This window comes from Bradyrhizobium sp. LMTR 3 (genome assembly GCF_001693485.1).
In the GTDB taxonomy this organism is placed as follows: Bacteria; Pseudomonadota; Alphaproteobacteria; order Rhizobiales; family Xanthobacteraceae; genus Bradyrhizobium.
In genome coordinates this window covers 42,182-59,450 of the sequence record NZ_MAXC01000033.1, presented here as the reverse complement: position 1 = coordinate 59,450, position 17,269 = coordinate 42,182, and the positions used below count along the sequence as shown (strand labels likewise).

At 62.2% G+C, this 17,269-nt stretch carries 20 protein-coding genes; 9 read left to right on the top strand and 11 right to left on the bottom strand.

Annotated features, from left to right (window positions below):
- Positions 1 to 17 precede the first annotated feature (17 nt).
- Genes LMTR3_RS21020 through LMTR3_RS21005 form a run of 4 tightly spaced genes read left to right on the top strand, consistent with a single transcriptional unit; the run spans position 18 to position 3,202 of the window.
- Positions 18 to 914, top strand: a complete 897-nt coding sequence (locus tag LMTR3_RS21020) for a branched-chain amino acid ABC transporter permease (RefSeq protein WP_065746939.1) — start codon at positions 18 to 20, stop codon at positions 912 to 914.
- Positions 911 to 1,840, top strand: coding sequence for a branched-chain amino acid ABC transporter permease (locus LMTR3_RS21015; RefSeq protein WP_065746938.1), 930 nt, complete (start codon positions 911 to 913; stop codon positions 1,838 to 1,840). The genes LMTR3_RS21020 and LMTR3_RS21015 overlap by 4 nt, the downstream gene beginning before the upstream one ends.
- Positions 1,837 to 2,568, top strand: a complete 732-nt coding sequence (locus LMTR3_RS21010) for an ABC transporter ATP-binding protein (protein ID WP_065747343.1) — start codon at positions 1,837 to 1,839, stop codon at positions 2,566 to 2,568. The genes LMTR3_RS21015 and LMTR3_RS21010 overlap by 4 nt, the downstream gene beginning before the upstream one ends.
- Positions 2,555 to 3,202 (top strand): ABC transporter ATP-binding protein, encoded by a 648-nt coding sequence (locus tag LMTR3_RS21005; RefSeq protein ID WP_065746937.1) that lies wholly within the window; start codon positions 2,555 to 2,557, stop codon positions 3,200 to 3,202. Before LMTR3_RS21010 ends, LMTR3_RS21005 begins: the two co-directional genes overlap by 14 nt.
- Positions 3,203 to 3,263: 61 nt before the next feature.
- Here LMTR3_RS21005 and LMTR3_RS21000 read toward each other — a convergent pair whose 3' ends face one another.
- Positions 3,264 to 4,208, bottom strand: a complete 945-nt coding sequence (locus tag LMTR3_RS21000) for a LysR substrate-binding domain-containing protein (RefSeq protein WP_065746936.1) — start codon at positions 4,206 to 4,208, stop codon at positions 3,264 to 3,266.
- 232 nt (positions 4,209 to 4,440) lie between these two features.
- On the opposite strand from LMTR3_RS21000, the gene groL reads away from it, so the two are divergent.
- From groL to LMTR3_RS20975, 5 genes are all read left to right on the top strand, one after another.
- Positions 4,441 to 6,084: a chaperonin GroEL gene (gene groL, locus LMTR3_RS20995; protein ID WP_065746935.1), complete on the top strand. Its 1,644-nt coding sequence runs from the start codon at positions 4,441 to 4,443 to the stop codon at positions 6,082 to 6,084.
- Between the two features lie 324 nt (positions 6,085 to 6,408).
- Complete coding sequence (locus tag LMTR3_RS20990; protein ID WP_245319963.1) at positions 6,409 to 6,756, top strand: thiosulfate oxidation carrier protein SoxY; 348 nt, start codon at positions 6,409 to 6,411, stop codon at positions 6,754 to 6,756.
- Between the two features lie 21 nt (positions 6,757 to 6,777).
- Complete coding sequence (gene soxZ, locus LMTR3_RS20985; RefSeq protein ID WP_065746933.1) at positions 6,778 to 7,104, top strand: thiosulfate oxidation carrier complex protein SoxZ; 327 nt, start codon at positions 6,778 to 6,780, stop codon at positions 7,102 to 7,104.
- An 80-nt stretch (positions 7,105 to 7,184) separates the two neighbouring features.
- On the top strand, positions 7,185 to 7,502 hold the full coding sequence (locus LMTR3_RS20980; RefSeq protein ID WP_245319962.1) for a c-type cytochrome: 318 nt from the start codon (positions 7,185 to 7,187) through the stop codon (positions 7,500 to 7,502).
- Positions 7,503 to 7,543: 41 nt separating this feature from the next.
- Complete coding sequence (locus LMTR3_RS20975; RefSeq protein WP_245319961.1) at positions 7,544 to 8,767, top strand: NAD(P)/FAD-dependent oxidoreductase; 1,224 nt, start codon at positions 7,544 to 7,546, stop codon at positions 8,765 to 8,767.
- Positions 8,768 to 8,784: 17 nt separating this feature from the next.
- Here the strand turns inward: LMTR3_RS20975 and LMTR3_RS20970 are convergent, their stop codons facing one another.
- The 10 genes from LMTR3_RS20970 to LMTR3_RS20940 form a co-directional block, all read right to left on the bottom strand.
- Complete coding sequence (locus LMTR3_RS20970; protein ID WP_245319960.1) at positions 8,785 to 10,956, bottom strand: heavy metal translocating P-type ATPase; 2,172 nt, start codon at positions 10,954 to 10,956, stop codon at positions 8,785 to 8,787.
- Positions 10,953 to 11,672: a sulfite exporter TauE/SafE family protein gene (locus tag LMTR3_RS20965; protein ID WP_065746930.1), complete on the bottom strand. Its 720-nt coding sequence runs from the start codon at positions 11,670 to 11,672 to the stop codon at positions 10,953 to 10,955. The genes LMTR3_RS20970 and LMTR3_RS20965 overlap by 4 nt, the downstream gene beginning before the upstream one ends.
- A gap of 57 nt (positions 11,673 to 11,729) precedes the next feature.
- Positions 11,730 to 11,852 carry a hypothetical protein gene (locus tag LMTR3_RS39865; protein WP_283809313.1) on the bottom strand — a complete coding sequence of 41 codons (123 nt, stop codon included), beginning with the start codon at positions 11,850 to 11,852 and terminating at the stop codon, positions 11,730 to 11,732.
- Positions 11,853 to 11,865: 13 nt separating this feature from the next.
- Entirely contained in the window at positions 11,866 to 11,988 is a 123-nt protein-coding gene (locus LMTR3_RS39860) for a hypothetical protein (protein WP_283809312.1), read from the bottom strand.
- Between the two features lie 63 nt (positions 11,989 to 12,051).
- Positions 12,052 to 12,261, bottom strand: coding sequence for a hypothetical protein (locus tag LMTR3_RS36735; protein ID WP_084029740.1), 210 nt, complete (start codon positions 12,259 to 12,261; stop codon positions 12,052 to 12,054).
- Positions 12,221 to 12,412, bottom strand: a complete 192-nt coding sequence (locus tag LMTR3_RS20960) for a hypothetical protein (RefSeq protein WP_065746929.1) — start codon at positions 12,410 to 12,412, stop codon at positions 12,221 to 12,223. Before LMTR3_RS20960 ends, LMTR3_RS36735 begins: the two co-directional genes overlap by 41 nt.
- Before the next feature lie 6 nt (positions 12,413 to 12,418).
- Positions 12,419 to 14,107, bottom strand: a complete 1,689-nt coding sequence (locus LMTR3_RS20955) for a cbb3-type cytochrome c oxidase subunit II (protein ID WP_084029739.1) — start codon at positions 14,105 to 14,107, stop codon at positions 12,419 to 12,421.
- The gene (locus LMTR3_RS20950; RefSeq protein ID WP_065746928.1) at positions 14,104 to 15,561 is read right to left on the bottom strand and encodes a cbb3-type cytochrome c oxidase subunit I; all 1,458 of its coding nucleotides are present in this window, start codon (positions 15,559 to 15,561) and stop codon (positions 14,104 to 14,106) included. Before LMTR3_RS20950 ends, LMTR3_RS20955 begins: the two co-directional genes overlap by 4 nt.
- A 108-nt stretch (positions 15,562 to 15,669) precedes the next feature.
- Positions 15,670 to 16,125 (bottom strand): c-type cytochrome, encoded by a 456-nt coding sequence (locus LMTR3_RS20945; protein WP_065747342.1) that lies wholly within the window; start codon positions 16,123 to 16,125, stop codon positions 15,670 to 15,672.
- Positions 16,126 to 16,136: 11 nt separating this feature from the next.
- A complete protein-coding gene (locus LMTR3_RS20940) occupies positions 16,137 to 17,267 on the bottom strand; it encodes a metallophosphoesterase family protein (protein WP_065746927.1) in 1,131 nt (376 codons plus the stop codon).
- Positions 17,268 to 17,269: the final 2 nt, after the last annotated feature.

The following is a 17,269-nucleotide window of genomic DNA, read 5'->3' as shown; positions in this document are numbered from 1 at the left end:
CCGCCGCTTCACTTCCAATGAGCAGCATCCTGCCCGTTGCCTTCGACGGCATCGCCTATGCATCCTGGCTGTTCCTGATCTCAGCCGGGCTGACGCTGATCTATGGCGTCATGCGCATCCTCAACGTGGCCCATGGCAGCCTCTACGCCCTGGGCGCCTATGCGGCCTGCTCGCTTGCCGGCGCATGGCTCGGTGGCGGACTGCCCGCGGCCGGCAGCTTCGCCATGCTGCTGCTCGCGGCCGTCCTCGTCGGCTCCCTCGTCGGCCCGCTGATCGAGCGTGGCCTGCTGCAGTGGATGTACGGCAAGGACGAGGTGGTGCTCGTGCTGATCACCTATGCTGTCTTCCTGATCATGGAGGACGTGATCAAGCTGGTTTGGGGCGTGGACTCGTTGCTGCTGCCCGAGCCCTACGCTTTGCCCGGAAATTTTCAGCTCGGCGGCCTGCCTTACCCCGTCTACAACGTACTGCTGATCGCATTGGCGTTGGCGACCGGGCTCATCCTTGCCTGGGCGCTCTATCGCACGCGCCAGGGCAAGCTGCTGCTCGCCGTCATCCACGACCGTGAGATGAGCATGGCCATGGGCATCAACGTGAGCCGGGTCTATCTCGCCACGTTCGCCGTCGGTGCGACGCTGGCGGCGCTCGGCGGGGCATTCACGGCGCCGACGATAGCCGTGACGCCCGGCATCGGCGTGGAGGTGATCGTGCTCGCCTTCGCGGTGGTGGTGATCGGCGGTCTCGGCAGTCTCGGCGGAGCGGCGCTCGGCGCGCTTCTGGTCGGCCTCGTCCGCTCGGCCACGGTGCGCTACTGGCCGGAGGCCGAGCTGTTCTCCATCTACGCGGTGATGGCCATGGTGCTCATTGCGCGCCCGAAGGGACTGTTCGCGGCGCAGGAGGCGCGCAAGATATGAAAGCTGCAATCGTCGCAATCGCTTCCCTCGTCGCGCTGACAGGGTTGGCTCTGCTCTCGCCGCAATGGCTGGTGTTCATGGCCATGCTGGCTCTCGCCAAAGGCGTGGTGGTGCTAGGCCTTCTTGTGCTGATGCGCACTGGGCTCGTGTCGTTCGGGCAGGGGCTGTATTTCGGCATCGGCGCCTATGCGGCTGCCCTCCTCTCGCATCATCTGCATGTTGCCGATGCGGCCGTGATGCTGCTCACAGGCGCCGCTGCCGCCGGGTTGGTCGCCGCTCTGCTGGGCCTGCTGCTCGCCGGGTATCGCGACATCTTCTTTGCCATGCTGTCGCTGGCATTTTCGATGATCCTGTACGGCGTGCTGGTGAAGAGCGCCGCGCTCGGCAGCACGGACGGGTTCAACCTGCATGCGCGCACATTCTTCGGAGTTGCCTTGGCGCCCGGCATGGAGCGGCGGGTGTTTCTCATTGCCGGCGCGGTCTGTGCAGTGGTTGTGGCGCTATTGGTGCACAGGCTGCTGGGCGGACACTGGGGGCGATTGGCCACCGGCGTGCGCGACAACGAGCTGCGGGTGGCCTATCTCGGCGCCTCACCCTACCGCGTGGTTTACGTCAACTATCTGATCGCGGGTGCCCTTGCGGGCCTGGGCGGCGCCCTCGCGGCACTCGCGGTCGGCCATGTCGATCCCGAGATGACGTATTGGACGACCTCAGGCGAGTTCGTGTTCATCGCCATCCTGGGCGGCATCCAGAGCATTCTGGCACCGTTCATGGCGGCCACCATCTTCGAGGCTCTGCGCACGATCGCCAGCCAGTACGCGCCCAACGTGTGGCAGATGTCGCTCGGCCTTGCCATGCTGGCCATCATAATGTTCCTGCCCGCCGGCCTGTGGACGCTCGCCGAGCGGCGGCGGAGGTCCGCATGAGTGCGGTGCTGACAGCTCAAGGGTTGCAGAAGAGCTTCGGCGCCGTACGGGCGGCAGCCGACATCAGCCTGACGTTCGATCCCGACATCGTCGTCAGCCTGATCGGTGCCAACGGCGCCGGCAAGACGACCTTTCTCAATATGGTGACTGGTTACCTCAGGCCCGACAGCGGGCAAATCCTGTTCGGCGAACGCGACATCGTAGGCCTCAGCCCGCGCCAGATCACCAAGCTCGGCATCTCGCGCTCGTTTCAGATACCGCAGCTCTTCAATTCGCTGAGCGTTCGCGAGAATCTGCTGCTCGCCGAGAGTATCGCCGCGACTGACAATCCCCGGGCTGCGACCGATGAGGCGCTGGCGCGGTTCGAGCTCGCTCCCTATGCGGCGCAGAAGGCCGGCCTGTTGCCCGAAGGAATCCGCAAGCTGCTCGACGTTTCCATGGCCCTGTCCAGCCGCTCCAAGCTGCTTCTGCTCGACGAGCCGACGAGCGGCGTCTCCGCCGACGAGAAGTTCGCCATCATGGACGTCGTGATGAGCGCGGCGCGTATCGCCGGGGTGACGGTGATCTTCGTCGAACACGATATGGACATCGTGGCGCGATTTGCCGGGCGCGTGGTGGCGTTCTACGACGGCAGCGTCATCGCGGACGGATCGCCCGATACCGTGCTGCGCGCAGAGAACGTACGCCGCTACGTGATCGGCGAGGAGATACCCCATGCTGCGGCTTGAGGGTGTCTCCGTGTCGATCGGGGCGGTGACGATTCTGCGCAGCGTCGATCTGGAGGTCAGCGCAGGGGAGTTCGCCGGCCTGATCGGGCGCAATGGCGCAGGAAAGACCACCCTGTTGCGCACCATCATGGGGCTGCAGGCACCGGCGTCCGGACGGCTCGACTTCGAGAGCCTGGAGCTGGCGGACTTGCCGACCTACCGTCGCGCAGGGCTCGGCATCGGCTACATGCCGGAGGATCGGCGGCTTGTGCCTGGCCTGTCGGCGGAGGAGAATATCCTGCTGCCTGCCTGGGCCGCGGACGCGAACGACGCAAAGGTGCAGCTCGCGCACATCTACAACATCATCCCGGAGCTGACGACCTTGCGCGCACGCAAGGCCTTGCAGCTCTCGGGCGGCCAGCAGAAGCTGGTGGCCCTGGGTCGGGCGATGATGGCGGGACGCAAGCTTCTCTTGCTCGACGAGCCGTTCGAGGGCGTGGCGCCGGTGCTGGCCCGGCGCCTGGCCGAGGTGATCTCGGGGCTGCGCAAGTCCGGATTGTCGGTGATTCTCTCCGAATCGAGCATGACACACGCGCATGGCCTGCTCGATCGGGTGTTCACCATTGACCGCGGGTCGGTAGGCGTGAGGAGTTGAAGAGGAACGCACACGCCGGCACTGCGAGCGGCACCACAGCCATCGATCCGACTGCTTGCTACTAGATCGCCGTTCGCGAACCGGTGCGCTCGTGGCGAATACATTGCGGTCGGGCTGGTACGCTCAGTGCATTCTTCACCATCTGACCAAGCACCAGGAAGTCGCCCTTGCGTGGAGACGTCCGGCGCCAGGCCAGCCCGATACTGCGGGCCGGCTGCGGTTCGACAAAACGTAGGAGCTTCACTCGGTCGTCGCGCAACTCGGCATCGGCCGCGACTTCTGGGAGTAGCGTGGCGCCATATCCGCTCGCCACCATCTGCATGACCGTTGGAAGGCTCGTCGCACTGAGGCTCGAGGCGACATTCCAACGCCCCTTGGCGCAATAGTCGAGCGCCTGATCCCGCAAGCAATGGCCTTCTTCCAGCAGGATAAGCTTACGCTTCTTCACCTCGCAGGGCGTCACGCGCGCAGTTTCCGGAAGAGGGTCATCGGCGGGTACAGCAAAGAGGAAGCGGTCTCTCACAAGATGGAGAACTTCAACCACGGCCATCTTGAGTGGCAACGCCAACAACAATACTTCGAGAGCGCCACGCTCGAGATCAGCGAGCAGCACCTTGGTCTGTGCTTCCACCAAATCAAGGCGCAGATCGGGATACCCGTGCTCCAGTTGCGGTAGCAACCGCGGCAAGATATACGGTGCCAGCGTGGGGATAACGCCAAGGCGCAACGTTCCGCTCAACACCTTGGCTCCATGTTGAGCCCGGTCTGTCAGGTCGCGCACTGCACCGAGGATCGCTCCGGCGCGTTGCGCGATCTCGATGCCAAGTTCGGTGAACATCGGCGCGCCCGGGCGCCGCTCGATCAACTCTATGCCGAGAAGCCCCTCCAGTTCGTGGATCTGCATTGAAAGAGCGGGCTGGCTGACACAACACTCCGCCGCGGCTCGTCCGAAATGCTGATGACGGGCAAGCGCATCAAGATAACAGAGCTGCCGGGTCGTGATCACCTCGATAAGATATTCTTAATGCCGCGGCAAAGCAATTTGATTGGCTTTTTGGCCGCTAGCTTAAAACATTGGACGGCCTGAAATCGTGTGGATTGAAATCACCAGCGCAAGCGCGCCGCACGTGCACGCTCCGAGGGTCGTTGTCGTACGGACAAGCAAAGGGAGACCCGCAAATTCGGACTTATACGCCCGCGGCGCCCGCGAGGTCACCTGATCAAGTCGGGAACCATCCATGGTAGGTAAGCAAATCGCATTTTCCGGCAGGGCGCGTGAAAGCATGCTGCGCGGTATCGACATGCTCGCCAACGCGGTGCAGGTGACGCTCGGGCCCAAGGGCCGCAACGTGGTAATGGAAAAGTCGTTTGGCACACCCCGCATTACCAAGGACGGTGTGACGGTCGCCGGAGATATCGAGCTCGAGAACAAATTCGAGAACATGGGGGCGCGGCTCGTGCGCGAGGTCGCGAGCAAGACCTCCTATGTCGCCGGTGATGGCACAACCACTGCGATCGTGCTGGCGGCTTCCCTCGTTCGCGAAGGCGCCAAGGCAGTCGCCGCCGGCATGAATCCGATGGACCTGAAGCGCGGCATCGACCTTGCGGCCGAGGCGGTCGTCGAGGATCTCAAGAGGAACTCGAAGAAGATAACTTCCAACGACGAGATCGCGCAGGTCGGCACCATCTCCGCCAATGGCGATGCCGAAATCGGCAGGTTGCTCGCCGAGGCCATGAAAAAGGTAGGCAATGAGGGCGTGATCACGGCGGAAGAAGCGAAGTCGATTGAGACCGAGCTCGACGTAGTCGAGGGCATGCAGTTCGATCGCGGCTATCTCTCGCCCTACTTCATCACCAATGCCGACAAGATGCGGGTGGAGATGGAGAATCCCTACGTCCTCGCATATGAGAAGAAGCTCTCGGACCTGCGTGAACTGCTGCCACTGCTGGAAGCCCTGGCGCAGACGGGCAAGCCGCTGCTTATTATCGCCGAAGAAATCGAAGGAGAAGCACTCGCCACCCTCGTGGTCAACAAGCTGCGCGGCAGCCTCAACGTAGCGGCGGTGAAAGCGCCCGGCTTTGGCGATCGCCGCAAGGCGATGCTGCAAGACGTCGCCATCCTTACCGGTGGTACCGCCATCTTGGAAGATCTCGGCATGAAGCTTGAGAACGCCACGCTCGACATGCTCGGCTGCGCCAGAACGGTAATGATCGACAAGGAAAGCACCACGATCGTCGGCGGCGCCGGCAAGAAGGAGGACATCGAGGCCCGCATCAACCAGATCAAGAAGCATATCGCGGAGACCACCTCCGACTATGACCGCGAGAAGCTGGAGGAGCGGCTCGCCAAGCTGGCCGGCGGCGTGGCGGTGATCCATGTCGGAGGGGCCACAGAGATCGATGCGAGGGAGCGCAAGGATCGCGTCGACGACGCGATGCATGCGACGCGCGCCGCGGTTGAGGAAGGCATCTTGCCGGGCGGCGGCGTCGCGCTGCTGCGCGCCGCCAAGGTGCTCGACCGCATGAGGCCTGCCAACGAGGACCAGAAGCATGGCGTTGACATCGTCAAGAAGGCAATCGGTTGGCCAGCGCGGCAGATAGCACTAAACGCCGGCGACGACGCCTCGGTGGTGATCGGTAAAATCCTGGAGGAGGAGCAGTACAACTGGGGTTATGATGCCCAGACCTGCGAGTACGGCGACCTGGTCTCCAGGGGCATCATCGATCCAACCAAGGTGGTGCGCACCGCGTTGCAGGACGCGGTCTCGGTCGCCGGCCTGCTCATCACCACTGAAGCCATGGTCGCCGAGCTGCCGACGCCGCCGCCTCCACCCTTGCCGGGCCATGATCACGACCACCATCGCGGCAACATGGAGTTCTGATCAATCGCGAGCCGCATACGGCCGCCTGCAGCGCGCCTCTTCGGCTATGCCCGTCAATAGGATTAATGTCGAGCTGCGCCAATGGTCGCAGGGCCCCGCGAGGGCCAGTCGGAGCACCCATGGTAGGATTTCGACGCACAAAGATATCGAGAACGTCGAGCGCTCGTTTCGAGAGTTCCGCCTGCCGATAGGAGGGATCTCGCGTTGGAGAAGACAAGGCTACCTGGCTTTACACGCCGAACCGTCTTGACTGCCGCCGTTGCGGGGAGCACCGGCTTTGCAAGCGCCGCTCTCGCCTTATCACAGCCCCCGAACGATTACGCGGTGGATCTCGTCAAGCAACTGACCGGAAAAACCCCGACCGCATCCGATCGTCTGCATCTGGTGATGCCGCGGAGCTTTCCGAATGGATACACGGTGCCGCTTACGCTCGCGATCGATAGTCCCATGACGGAAGCCGATCACGTCAGGCACGTTTCTGTGCTGGCGCCACGAAACCCGCTAATTGAGGTCGCCACCTTTCATTTCCTCCCGCAACGCAGCGAGCCCCGCGTGTCGACGCGCATTCGCCTTGCCGAACCGCAATATGTTCTGGCGATGGCGGAGATGAACGACGGCACGTTGCTGATGACCGAGACCTGGGTCGAGGTCGCCACCAACGGATGCAAATGACTTCCCGGAAGGAGGTGCGGAATGTTCGCACCGACACCCCGTGTACAAGTGCCAAGCGCCGCCGCGAGCGGTGAAGTGTTTTCGGTCAAGACCCTGATCAGCCATCGGATGGAGACCGGGCTGCGGCAGGATGAGCACGGCAACGTCATCCCGCGCAAGATCGTCAACAAGTTCATCTGCCGCTACAACGGGGTCGTGGTATTCAGCGTCGATCTCCACGAAGCCATGGCAGCGAATCCTTTCATTGAGTTCTACTTGCGTGCGACAGAAAGCGGCCGGCTCCAGTTCGTTTGGGAAGAGGATGGCGGCGGCATCTATGAATTGGAGCACCAGCTCACTGTCGCCTAATGGTGTTGTAGAGATGTTGCCATGCTCCCATGAGCAGAAGGGATTGGCGATCGCAGACACGGGATAGAGCCGGATTCAGCATGCGCAAAATCATTGCCGCTTCCATTACTGCAGGTTCGTTCATTACTTTCACCGATCCCAGCCTGGCAGCGGATCGCGATCGTGGAGCCCGACTCGCTGCGATGTGTGCGTCGTGCCATCGTCTGGATGGCGGCGATGGTGGTATTCCGACGATCCTTGGCATGAGTCCGGAGATGCTCACTCGCACAATGCTCGCGTACAGATCGCGTGAGCGCCCGAGCCATATCATGCGCGCCATCGCCCTTTCGCTCAGTGATGAAGAAATCGCGACCGTGGCGCGCTATCTCGCAGCGCTCGATAAGCAGGTCAGGCCATGAGGGCCCGGACACGTCGAGAGTTCGGTCGCTTGACGGGAGCAATGGCCCTCGCGGCGCTCGGCCCTCGATTGGCGGCAGGCGAGGCCAAGGCGAGGGTTGTCGTCGTCGGCGGCGGCATCGGCGGTGCCACGGCAGCCAAGTACTTGGCCGCCAGCGCGCGAACAATCGAGGTCACGCTGGTTGAGCCAAAGCCGAATTATACGACCTGCTTTTTCAGCAACCTTTATCTCGCCGGGCTATGCTCGTTCGAGTCGCTTACGCACGGCTACAAGACACTCGCACAACGATACGGCATAAATGTCATTCATGACTCCGTGGCAGCGGTTGATCCGGTCGCAAAAACCGTCTGGCTTAAGAGTGGTCCAAAATTACCTTACGACCGCGTCGTCGTTGCCCCTGGCATCGCTTTCAATTACGACGCCCTCGCGGGGTATGACGAGGCGGCAACGCAGGTTATCCCGCACGCCTGGAACGCGGGCCCACAGACGCAACTGCTGCGACGACAACTCGAAAGCATGGACGATGGCGGCGTCTTCGTGCTCGTCGCGCCCCCTAACCCGTTCCGCTGTCCGCCCGCCCCATACGAACGTGCCTCTCTGATTGCTTATTATTTCAAACAGCATAAGCCGGGCTCGAGGATCCTGATCCTCGATGCGAAAGACAACTTCAACTCACAGGATCTATTTCTGGATGCCTGGGAACGTCACTACAGGGGTATGATCGAATGGCTACCCGCCCAATTCACCGGTGGAATAAAGGCGATCGACGTGAAGGAACGATCGGTCAGGACTGCGGGCGAGACATTCAAGGCCGCCATCGCAAATGTCATACCCCCGCAACAGGCCGGCCAGTTCGCGCAGCAGATCGGTCTGGTGGATCAGTCTGGCTGGTGCCCGGTCGATCCCATAACATTCGAATCGAAGCTGCAGCCCGGAATCCACGTCGTAGGCGATGCAGCCAGCGCCGGGGACATGCCGAAATCGGCATTTGTTGCGAATAGCCAGGCCAAGGCCTGTGCATTTGCTATCGTCGAGGCGCTTGCGGCGTCCGAGCGCGCTCCGCCTCATTTGTTCAACACTTGCTATACTTTTCTTAGTCCCGATGATGCGGTGAGCAATGCTGTCAGCTTCAAGCCCGTTGCCGGAACGATCAAGATCATCGACAACTTCGTCAGCCAGGTGCAGGAAAGCGCCGAAACCCGCCACCGGGCCGCGCGCGAGGCGCAAAGCTGGTACGCTGCGTTTACGCATGACACGTTCGGCTAGCTCCCGCTTCCGAAGGGTCAACCCGCTTGGAGAACTTCACTATTGACCGAAACGGCGGTGCTGCGAGGTGGAGGAGCGCTCTCCGCCGCGGCGAATGGAGCTGGCTCAGGCAGCCGCTCCAGCCGCAGCGAATTCAACACGACGACAATGCTTGAGCCTGCCATCACTGCCGCCGCCCACACCGGCAGGAGTAATCCGGCCATCGCGAGACCCACGGCGATGAGATTATAACCGAACGCCCACGCCAGGTTGGTGAGTATAGTCGCGCGAACGGCGCGAGCAACGTCGATCACCCACGGCAGCATCCATAGCCCTCCCGGAGGGAGCACGACCGCGGCAGCCTCGCGGGCGAGGTCAGTCGCCGAACCAACCGCGATCCCCACATCGGCTCCGGCCAACACCGGCGCGTCATTAAGGCCATCACCGACCATCGCGGCCATGCCATGGTTCCGCCGTCGCCGTTCCAGCGCCGCGCGCTTGGCCGCCGGCAAAAGGCCCGCCTCGATATCGTCGCTCGCAATCCCGACTGCCGTGGCAATTCGCTGCGCGGCCGCCGGAAGGTCGCCGGTCAACAGTATCGCGCGCACCTTGCGGCAACGCAAAGCTTCGACCGTCGCGCGCGCCTCTGGGAGCGGCGTATCGTCAAGCGACAGCACGGCACGCACCCGCTCGCCCCAGCCGACATAGATCACCGAATGGCCCGTCGCTTCGCGCAATCGCCCCCGCTCGGCCAGAGCGGTCGCCAGTGGCCAACCCAACTCGCGCATCAAGATCGCGCTGCCGGCCATCACGGTCTGACCGCCCGAGTTGCCGCGGATGCCGCGTCCCGGTACGACCCGAACGTCGCGGCTGGCCACTTGCTCGAGTCCACGCGCCGCGGCCGCTGCAACGACGGCGCGGGCCAGGCCGTGCTCGGAATGGCATTCCAGTCCCGTGGCATGCGCGAGCACCACGTCGGCGCTGGTGCCGTCGGTATCAATGGCGACAACGCGGGTCTCGCCTGAAGTGAGCGTGCCGGTCTTGTCGAAGGCAATCAACCGCATGCGCGCGAGCGCCTCGAGCGCGGCAGGGTCGCGCACGAGGCAGCCGTGCCGCGCCAGTCGTCCGATGCCCAGGGACGTGGCCATTGGCGCCGCCAGTCCCACCGCGCACGGACAGGCCACCACCAGTACCGCGAGGCCGATCAAGAAGGCGCGGTCAAACGCCAGGCGCTGTGCCCAGTACACCGACGCTCCAACCCCCAGCATAAGAATGATCGGTACGAATGCGGCGACAATGCTGTCGGCAAGGCGCTGGCTTGGGCTGCGACAGGTGAGCGCATCGCGCACCGATCGACAGATTTGCGCCCAGCGGGTCGCATCTGCCGCGCCGCTGCTTTCGATCAGGAGCGGGCCGTCAAGATTGAGACTGCCGGCGATCACTTGCGATCCGACGTCCTTGGCGATCCGCCGGCTTTCGCCGGTAATGACGGCCTCGTCGGTGTGCGATTCGCCCTCTTTGACCACACCATCGACGGGGATGCGCTCCCCCGGCCGCACCCGCACCAACGTACCGGCGCCGACCTCGCGCACCGGCCGGCGATACTCTCCGTTGCCAACAACGACGGTCGCCCACTCGCTTTCCGCCGCCAATAGCGGCTGCAGGTCACGCGCCGCCCGTGCCCGCGCGACGGCATCGAGATAGTAGCCCACGGTGAACAGCATCAGCACCATGCTTGCGGTGTCGAAATAGACATTGGGGGCGCGCTCGATGACGGCGAAGGCGGAATAGAGATAGGCGGCGCCGACGCCAAGGACGATCAGCGCCGAGGAGGTCAGGCGTCCCTCCTTGCCGTTGAGCCACGTCTCGCGCAGAAACGGTCCGCCGAGAATGATTACCGCGGGCGTGGCAAACAGCCAGAGCAGGAGATGAATCCAGGGAAGCATCTCGGCATCTGCGCCGCTGAAGGCGCCGGTATACAGGAGCAGGCTGAACAGCATGATATTCATGGAGAGAAAGCCGCCGACCCCGAGCCGGATCAGCAGCCAAGCGGCCTCCCACTCCTCGTTTTGGCCGTGCTTGACCTGGTAGGCGATACAGCAGCCGTAGCAGCAGAATGCGCAAGCCTCACCGTTCACCGTGCGCCGCATCGCCCGCCGCCCGATGGGTAACAGGCAGTGGCTGCACAGCGCATGGTCCTGGGCCGTCATGCTGGTTCTGTCCAACCATGCGCGACGTGCACGGCGAAGGGCAGGATGCCGCGGCCAGCGGTGACGAGACCGAGGAGCAGAATGCAACTGCCGGCCAGCCACACGCCGCGCTGCCGCCACGCCGGCGCCAGCGCTCGGCCGACGCCGCCCATCAGAAGCATTGCGGGGAAGGTCCCAAGCCCAAACGCTGCCATGGTGAGAAAGCCCGGCAACGCTGCGGCCGTGCTCGCCGCCTGCGCGGCAAACGCGTAGACCAGCGGACAAGGCAGGAAGCCATTGAATACGCCAAACGCGAGCGGGGCGGCATGTCCCGGTGCCGTCAACAGGCTGCGCAGCGATGCCGCGAGCGTACTGGCGCCGAAGCCGGCGGTGACGCGATGCAGGTGCGGCAGCAGGCCAAAGAACTGCAGCGCCATGGCGATCATCAGCAGTCCGGCGAAGATCGCGAGAATCCGCTGACCGGTGTCAAGCGGACCGCTCAGCAGCGGGACTGTCGTTCCCTGCGGCGTGCATATGACCTGACCGAGGGCGCCCGCGAGTCCGCCGATAAAGCAGTAGGTCGTCAATCGACCGGTGTTGTACAGCAGATGGCGCAGAACTGTCGCACCGCGTCCCTGCGGATCGCGGCCCAGCGCACAAGCAAACCCGCCGCACATACCGATGCAGTGAAAGCTGCCTGCGAACCCTGCGACGAAGATTACGAGATAGGCGCTCATCGGCAGATTGCCCTGCCCGTCCAACGCTTGTGCAGCGACGGCACCGCTTCGCCGCCGCTACCCACGCACGAGATAGGCGACCCAAACGAAAAAGGCGACGGTGGCTATCGCGAAGCCGACAAACCCGATGATCTGGATCGCACTCGCATCGGCGAGCGAAAAAACCGGATTCTCGATCATGCACGCCCTCCTGTCAGCCGAAATAGACGCGGATTACGTTTATGGCTAACTCGGTGAACAGGAACAGCAGATTCAAGGCCACGAGGGCGAGAATGATCCTGGCTACCAGCACCTTCTGCTCCTTCTGAACCGGCAATTCCTGCTCCTTTCTTTCGAATCGGAATCAGTCAGTCACCAGCTTGCGCGTGGGCGGCGATCGCTAGATCCGTCCCGGTCCCAACCCGCCCCAATAAACGACAAGATAGTACAGCGCCCAGATGAAGAGGACGACATAGACAGCCAGCAGCCACACGGGGATGTAGCCGTGGCGAGACTGAATAGTGCCACCCGCATACTCCTCCATCTCCTCCTTATCGGCGGGTGAGCTGTTATTCGCCGTCGTGTTTGGCGTGTGCGTCGGATCCGTCATCGCCGATCTCCCTCTGCAGGAACCGTATGGATGCATCGTTGGCGCCGCTAAAGGCGCCCGAGAGCACGCCCCAAATGAAGATGCAGAGTGCACCGAGACTCATCATCAAGGCTGCAATGTAGGGGCCGACGATCTCGAAATAGATGGTCATCGCTCATTACTCCTTGGCAGCCCGTTGCTCGGCTACGCTGTTCGCGTTGCGGCCGACTTGGACGTGAGTGCCGACGCGGCTCGCTGCGGCACGGCCGCTTGGAACGTAGGCTTTGTCCGGCGTGCCGGCCTCGAGCGCGGGATCGTTGAGCGCCCTGCGATCACTGGGGGCGATCGGCAGCGGTTCACCCGACAGCGGATCCTTGTAGGCCGATAGCGCAAGCACGTAGTAGGAGAGCGCCCAGCGGTCCTCTTCTGACAGCGGATCCCGGTAGGATGGCATCGGTGTGCCGCTCAACCCGGTCGTCATGGTGCGGAAGATGTCCTCAACTGTAGGACCTGACTTGAATTGGCCAGCGGTAAGGTCCGCCGGAGGGCTCGGAAAGCCCAGATCGTCCTTCAGCCCGGGAGCCTTTTCGCCATCACCCTTCCCGGTCTGACCATGACACTCCCAACACTTTGCACTCTGCCACACATCCTTGGCGCGAGTGAGCATCTGCTCAGACGGAACAGGCGGCCGCCCGATGTACAGTGGCGCACCTGGCGGTTCTTCTTTGAAATAGGCATAGGGCTTTGCCGGGTCGGAACGGTCGACCGCCAGTTCAAACTTGATGTACTGAATGACGGCGAGGCGGTCGATTATATGCAGCTCGTGCCAGGCCGGCATCGCCGTGCCCCGAACGCCGCGTGTAATGGTGCGCAGAAGGTCGCCGTCGGTTGGCAACGGCTCCTTGGTCAGCCTGAACTTAAAAACCGCCGCAGCGAAGCTTCGCGGGCGCTGCTTGTACATAAAGGTTGCAGCCGGTCCATTGCCGTCGCCGCTCTCCCCGTGGCAGCCGAGGCATCGCCGCTGATAGACCTCTTTGCCGTAGGCGATCCATTCGCTCGATCGTGGCACCGTAGCATCCGTAACGTCGAGCTTTTGCGGCTCAAACAGGTCTCGCCACTTGCCGCGATTCATGCCAAGTTTTTGAAGATAAGCGATGAGCCCCTGCAGCGCTTCCGTCTCGGCAGCAATGTTGACGGTGTCGCCGGTATATTCCTTGTTCGGTGTCCAAACGATCGGAGCCTTGCCGCGCGCCTCCATGGGCACGAACAGAAGACCATCGGCGTTCGGGGTGAGCTTGACCTGCTCCTTGCTTTCAAATGCGAAGAGCTTCTCAGTAACGGGCGTTCGTTCCAGGCTGCGATTACCAGCTCCGTCATCGACAATCTTGACCTGTTCTGCGGATGTGTCGAACAGTCCCCGAAAAGGCGCCATATTCGAATCCGGCGAGAGCATTCGCGGATTCCAGAAATGCGCCAGATGCCATTCGTCGCTGAACTTGAGCCCGACCCGCGTCAGATCCGGCCCGATACGCCGGGTGCCCCATAGGTGCGGCACGTCGAAGGCGTATTCGCCTGCTTCGGAGACCGGACCCCAACGGCGCGTCTCGCCGGTCACCGGACGCACGTATTGCGAATGGCAGTACCAACACCCCTCACGCAGATACACCTGGCGGCCGAGCTGCTGCAGCGGTGTATAATCAGTGGCATCGGTCATTATCCATTTGAGCTGACCGAAATCAGTGCGGACCACGGCGGTCACGTCGGTCGTCCGCGCCGTCGGCTCAATAAAGGGTAGGATGCCCTGGGTGACCACGGCGAGGAAGAAGAAGAAAACCCCGGCCACCAGAGCGACAAAGCGCGCACTCATTCGGCTGGCCCTCCGGCGGGAATTGGGGCAGCACCTGGGACTGGAACGGGCTCTCTTGCCTCGGCCGGACGACTGAGCGCGGTCATCATAAGATTGAAGACCAGCAGGGACATGCCGAGGTCCATCGTGATGCCGCTGAGCGTACGCACCAGCCAATAGGCTTTCATTCGGACCACCGTGTCGAGCCACTCGGTGCCATTCATCCATTCGAAGCCTTGCTGCAGACCGCCGGCGGTCAGCACCAGACCCATTGTGGAAATACCTACGGTGATCAGCCAGAACGACCAGTTGCCAAGCGTCCATGACCAAAGCTCGCGTTTGAACGCGCGCGGCCACACGTAAATCAGACCGCCCATCGCCCAGACCACGAACGTGCCGAAAACGGTGAGGTGCGAGTGTGAGATGACAAAATCGGTGAAATGGGTGGGCTGCTGGATCGACCGCAGCGCCTCGGTCGAGCCCTGGAAGCAACCGGCCAGGTACATCAGCGATCCCATGATCAAGAACTTCGCCGGGAGATTCTTCCCGAAACCATCCCAACGCCCCTTCACGGTGCCGAAGAAATTCACGAGCACCGTCCACACGGGAATGATCAGCAACATGGAGGTGATGATCGCGAGAGTCTCGGTCCAATCGGCGATCGGGCTATACAGATAATGGTGGATACCAACGAAGGGATAGAACAGCGCGAGCGACCAGAAGCCCACCAGCGACAGCTGGTGTGCGTAGAGCGGATTGCGCACACTGACCGGCAGGAAATAGTAGATGAGCACGTAGCCTGCGGGCGTGATCCATAGTCCGACAATGTAGTGGATGTAGAGGCCGTGGAACGCGGCGCTGTTAATGCCTGGAATCGTGTAGGGGAGGATAAAGCTGCCCAGCAGCAGATTCATCGTCGTCCATACGAAGGCGCCAATGAGATACCAGAGCGCCACATAGAGCGGCGCCTCGAGCCGTTGCGCGATGGTGAAGAGGAACTGTGCCGTCGTCGCCGCGATGACGATGAAGATGGGAATCTCTGCGAAGAGCGGGAGTTCGCCTGCCTCCAGACCATGGTTCTGCGCAAAGGGAAGCGAGATCAGCCCCGCCGCCAAGCTGATGTTGTACAACCACGCGAGCGGCACGCCCCATTGTGCCCATGGTACCCGCACGCCGCAGAGGCGCGGAACCAGATAATGACATTCGCCGATGAAGAGGGCGGAAAAGGCGCCGAAGATGACGCCATTGACATGCACCGGCCGCAGCCGGCCAAAGGTCAGCCCTAGATTACTGGTCCCAAGATAATCCGGATAGTTGAAGAGACCCGAGATCGCCACGCCGATCGAAGGCGTGACGAGGAGCCAGAACATGCCAAAATAAAGCCAGGTTCGGACCACCCGCCAATCGACCAGATCATCCAAGTTGACGCCGCTGAACCTGCCGCGCAGTCTCTCTGCAGGAAACACCTCCGCCATGGAGCATTCCCCCTTGCTTGTCTGTTAATGCGCTCTCTCCTGTTCTCGGGTAGACCCGCTTCGACAGCAATGACGCGCGCTAGAAGCCTCCGCTTCGCAGTATCGAAATCAGAACTTGCCCGGGTTCAACACCGTGCCGCTCTGCGACCAGTAGATGTACGCCTCCAAAGCCTTCATCGCTTCCGAGTCGTCGGCGATCTTTTCTCCCTGGTTGGGTTTCTCGATGCACCAGTTGATCATGTCGCGCAGCGTCGCGAACTTGGCCATCTGCGCCTGGAACTTCGGGAACGTGGCGGGGTGCGTATCGGCCGTCATGGGGTGGCACATAGCGCATGCCATTCCCGTTTTGGACAACACGACACCCATCGCCTCCTCGGTTGCTGCGTCACCGTGGAACAGCAGGTCGCCCTTGCGGACCTGCTCCATGAACACTTGCTGGTAGGAGTTCAGCAGTTGCGGCGTCACCGGATCCTTGTGTGCAACCGCAGGGCCGACCAGAACGGCAAGCGCTACCGCCGGGGCAGCGCGGAACAGGGTGAAACTCCATGTAATGGGCGCGGTCATGACCATTCCTCCTAGTATGGCCAGATATTGTCGGCGATCCGCGCCCGCAAAACTTCGGGGATGCTCTTCGCATAGTCATCTGGGGACTGCGCGAATACCTGCTTGCGCCACATGACGTATTCGGCTTCGACTTTGTCCTGGGCGTTGACGTCGATCTTGGCCCAACCTACGCCGTCAAAGTGATCACCGGGGTCGACCCGTATCATCGGCTTTGTAAGCTTCGGCACTCCCTCCGGCGCGTACGGCCAAGGCCATGAGGTTGCCAGCATGCCGATCGAGCGCATGGTGCCGATTTCGTTGTAGAGCACCTGATGCGTGTGACCGTGGATGTTGGTAACTTTGGTGTAGGGCTTGAGCACCTCGTTCACCTCGCGCCAGTCGCGCACCCAGAAATTCCATGGCGGATAGTACTCATAGAGCGGATTGTGGCTGAAGATGACGACCGGCCGGTTCTGGTCCCAATTGGAAAGCGTCTTCTGCAGCCAGTCGAGCTGATCGCGACCGACGCCCGCCCACGGGCCAGCGACGGTGCCGTCGAGCGTGGCCATGTGACCCATGCGCTCTTCGGGACTCATCTTCTTCGCCGTCCAATAGTCCGGACCGCGACTGACGGTGTCGAGCCCGACAAAGCGCACGCCCTTGTGATCGAAGGTCCAGTTGGGCTGACCGAACAGTTCGCCCCATTTCTTGCCCATGTCGAGATACCAATCGTGCTCGCCCGGGATGAAGACCTTGCGGATGTTGATTTCTTTCAGAATCTCTACGCCGAGCTCGAGTTCCTCGACCTTGCCAAGCTGAGCCAAGTCGCCGCCAAAGATCAGGAAGTCGGCCGGCGGACTCATCGCCTGCACCTCCTTGGCGGCACGCACCGTCTTCTCGACGAAGCGCGTATTGAGGGACTTCGGATAGAGATGGGTGTCGGAAATCCAGGCAAACTTGAATGGCGCCTCAGCTGCATAAGCGACGTCGAGGGTGTTGAGCAGCGGCCACCAGGCGAAGGTCTCGGCTACTGTCGCGGCTCCGACGAGACATGATTTGTGAACAAAGGTGCGCCGGGTAATCCGTAGCGAGGGGTCAGGACGCACCCCGGGCTGTTGGAGCACCGCGGCTATTTCATGCCGATCGCGCTCAAGCTCGGACATGG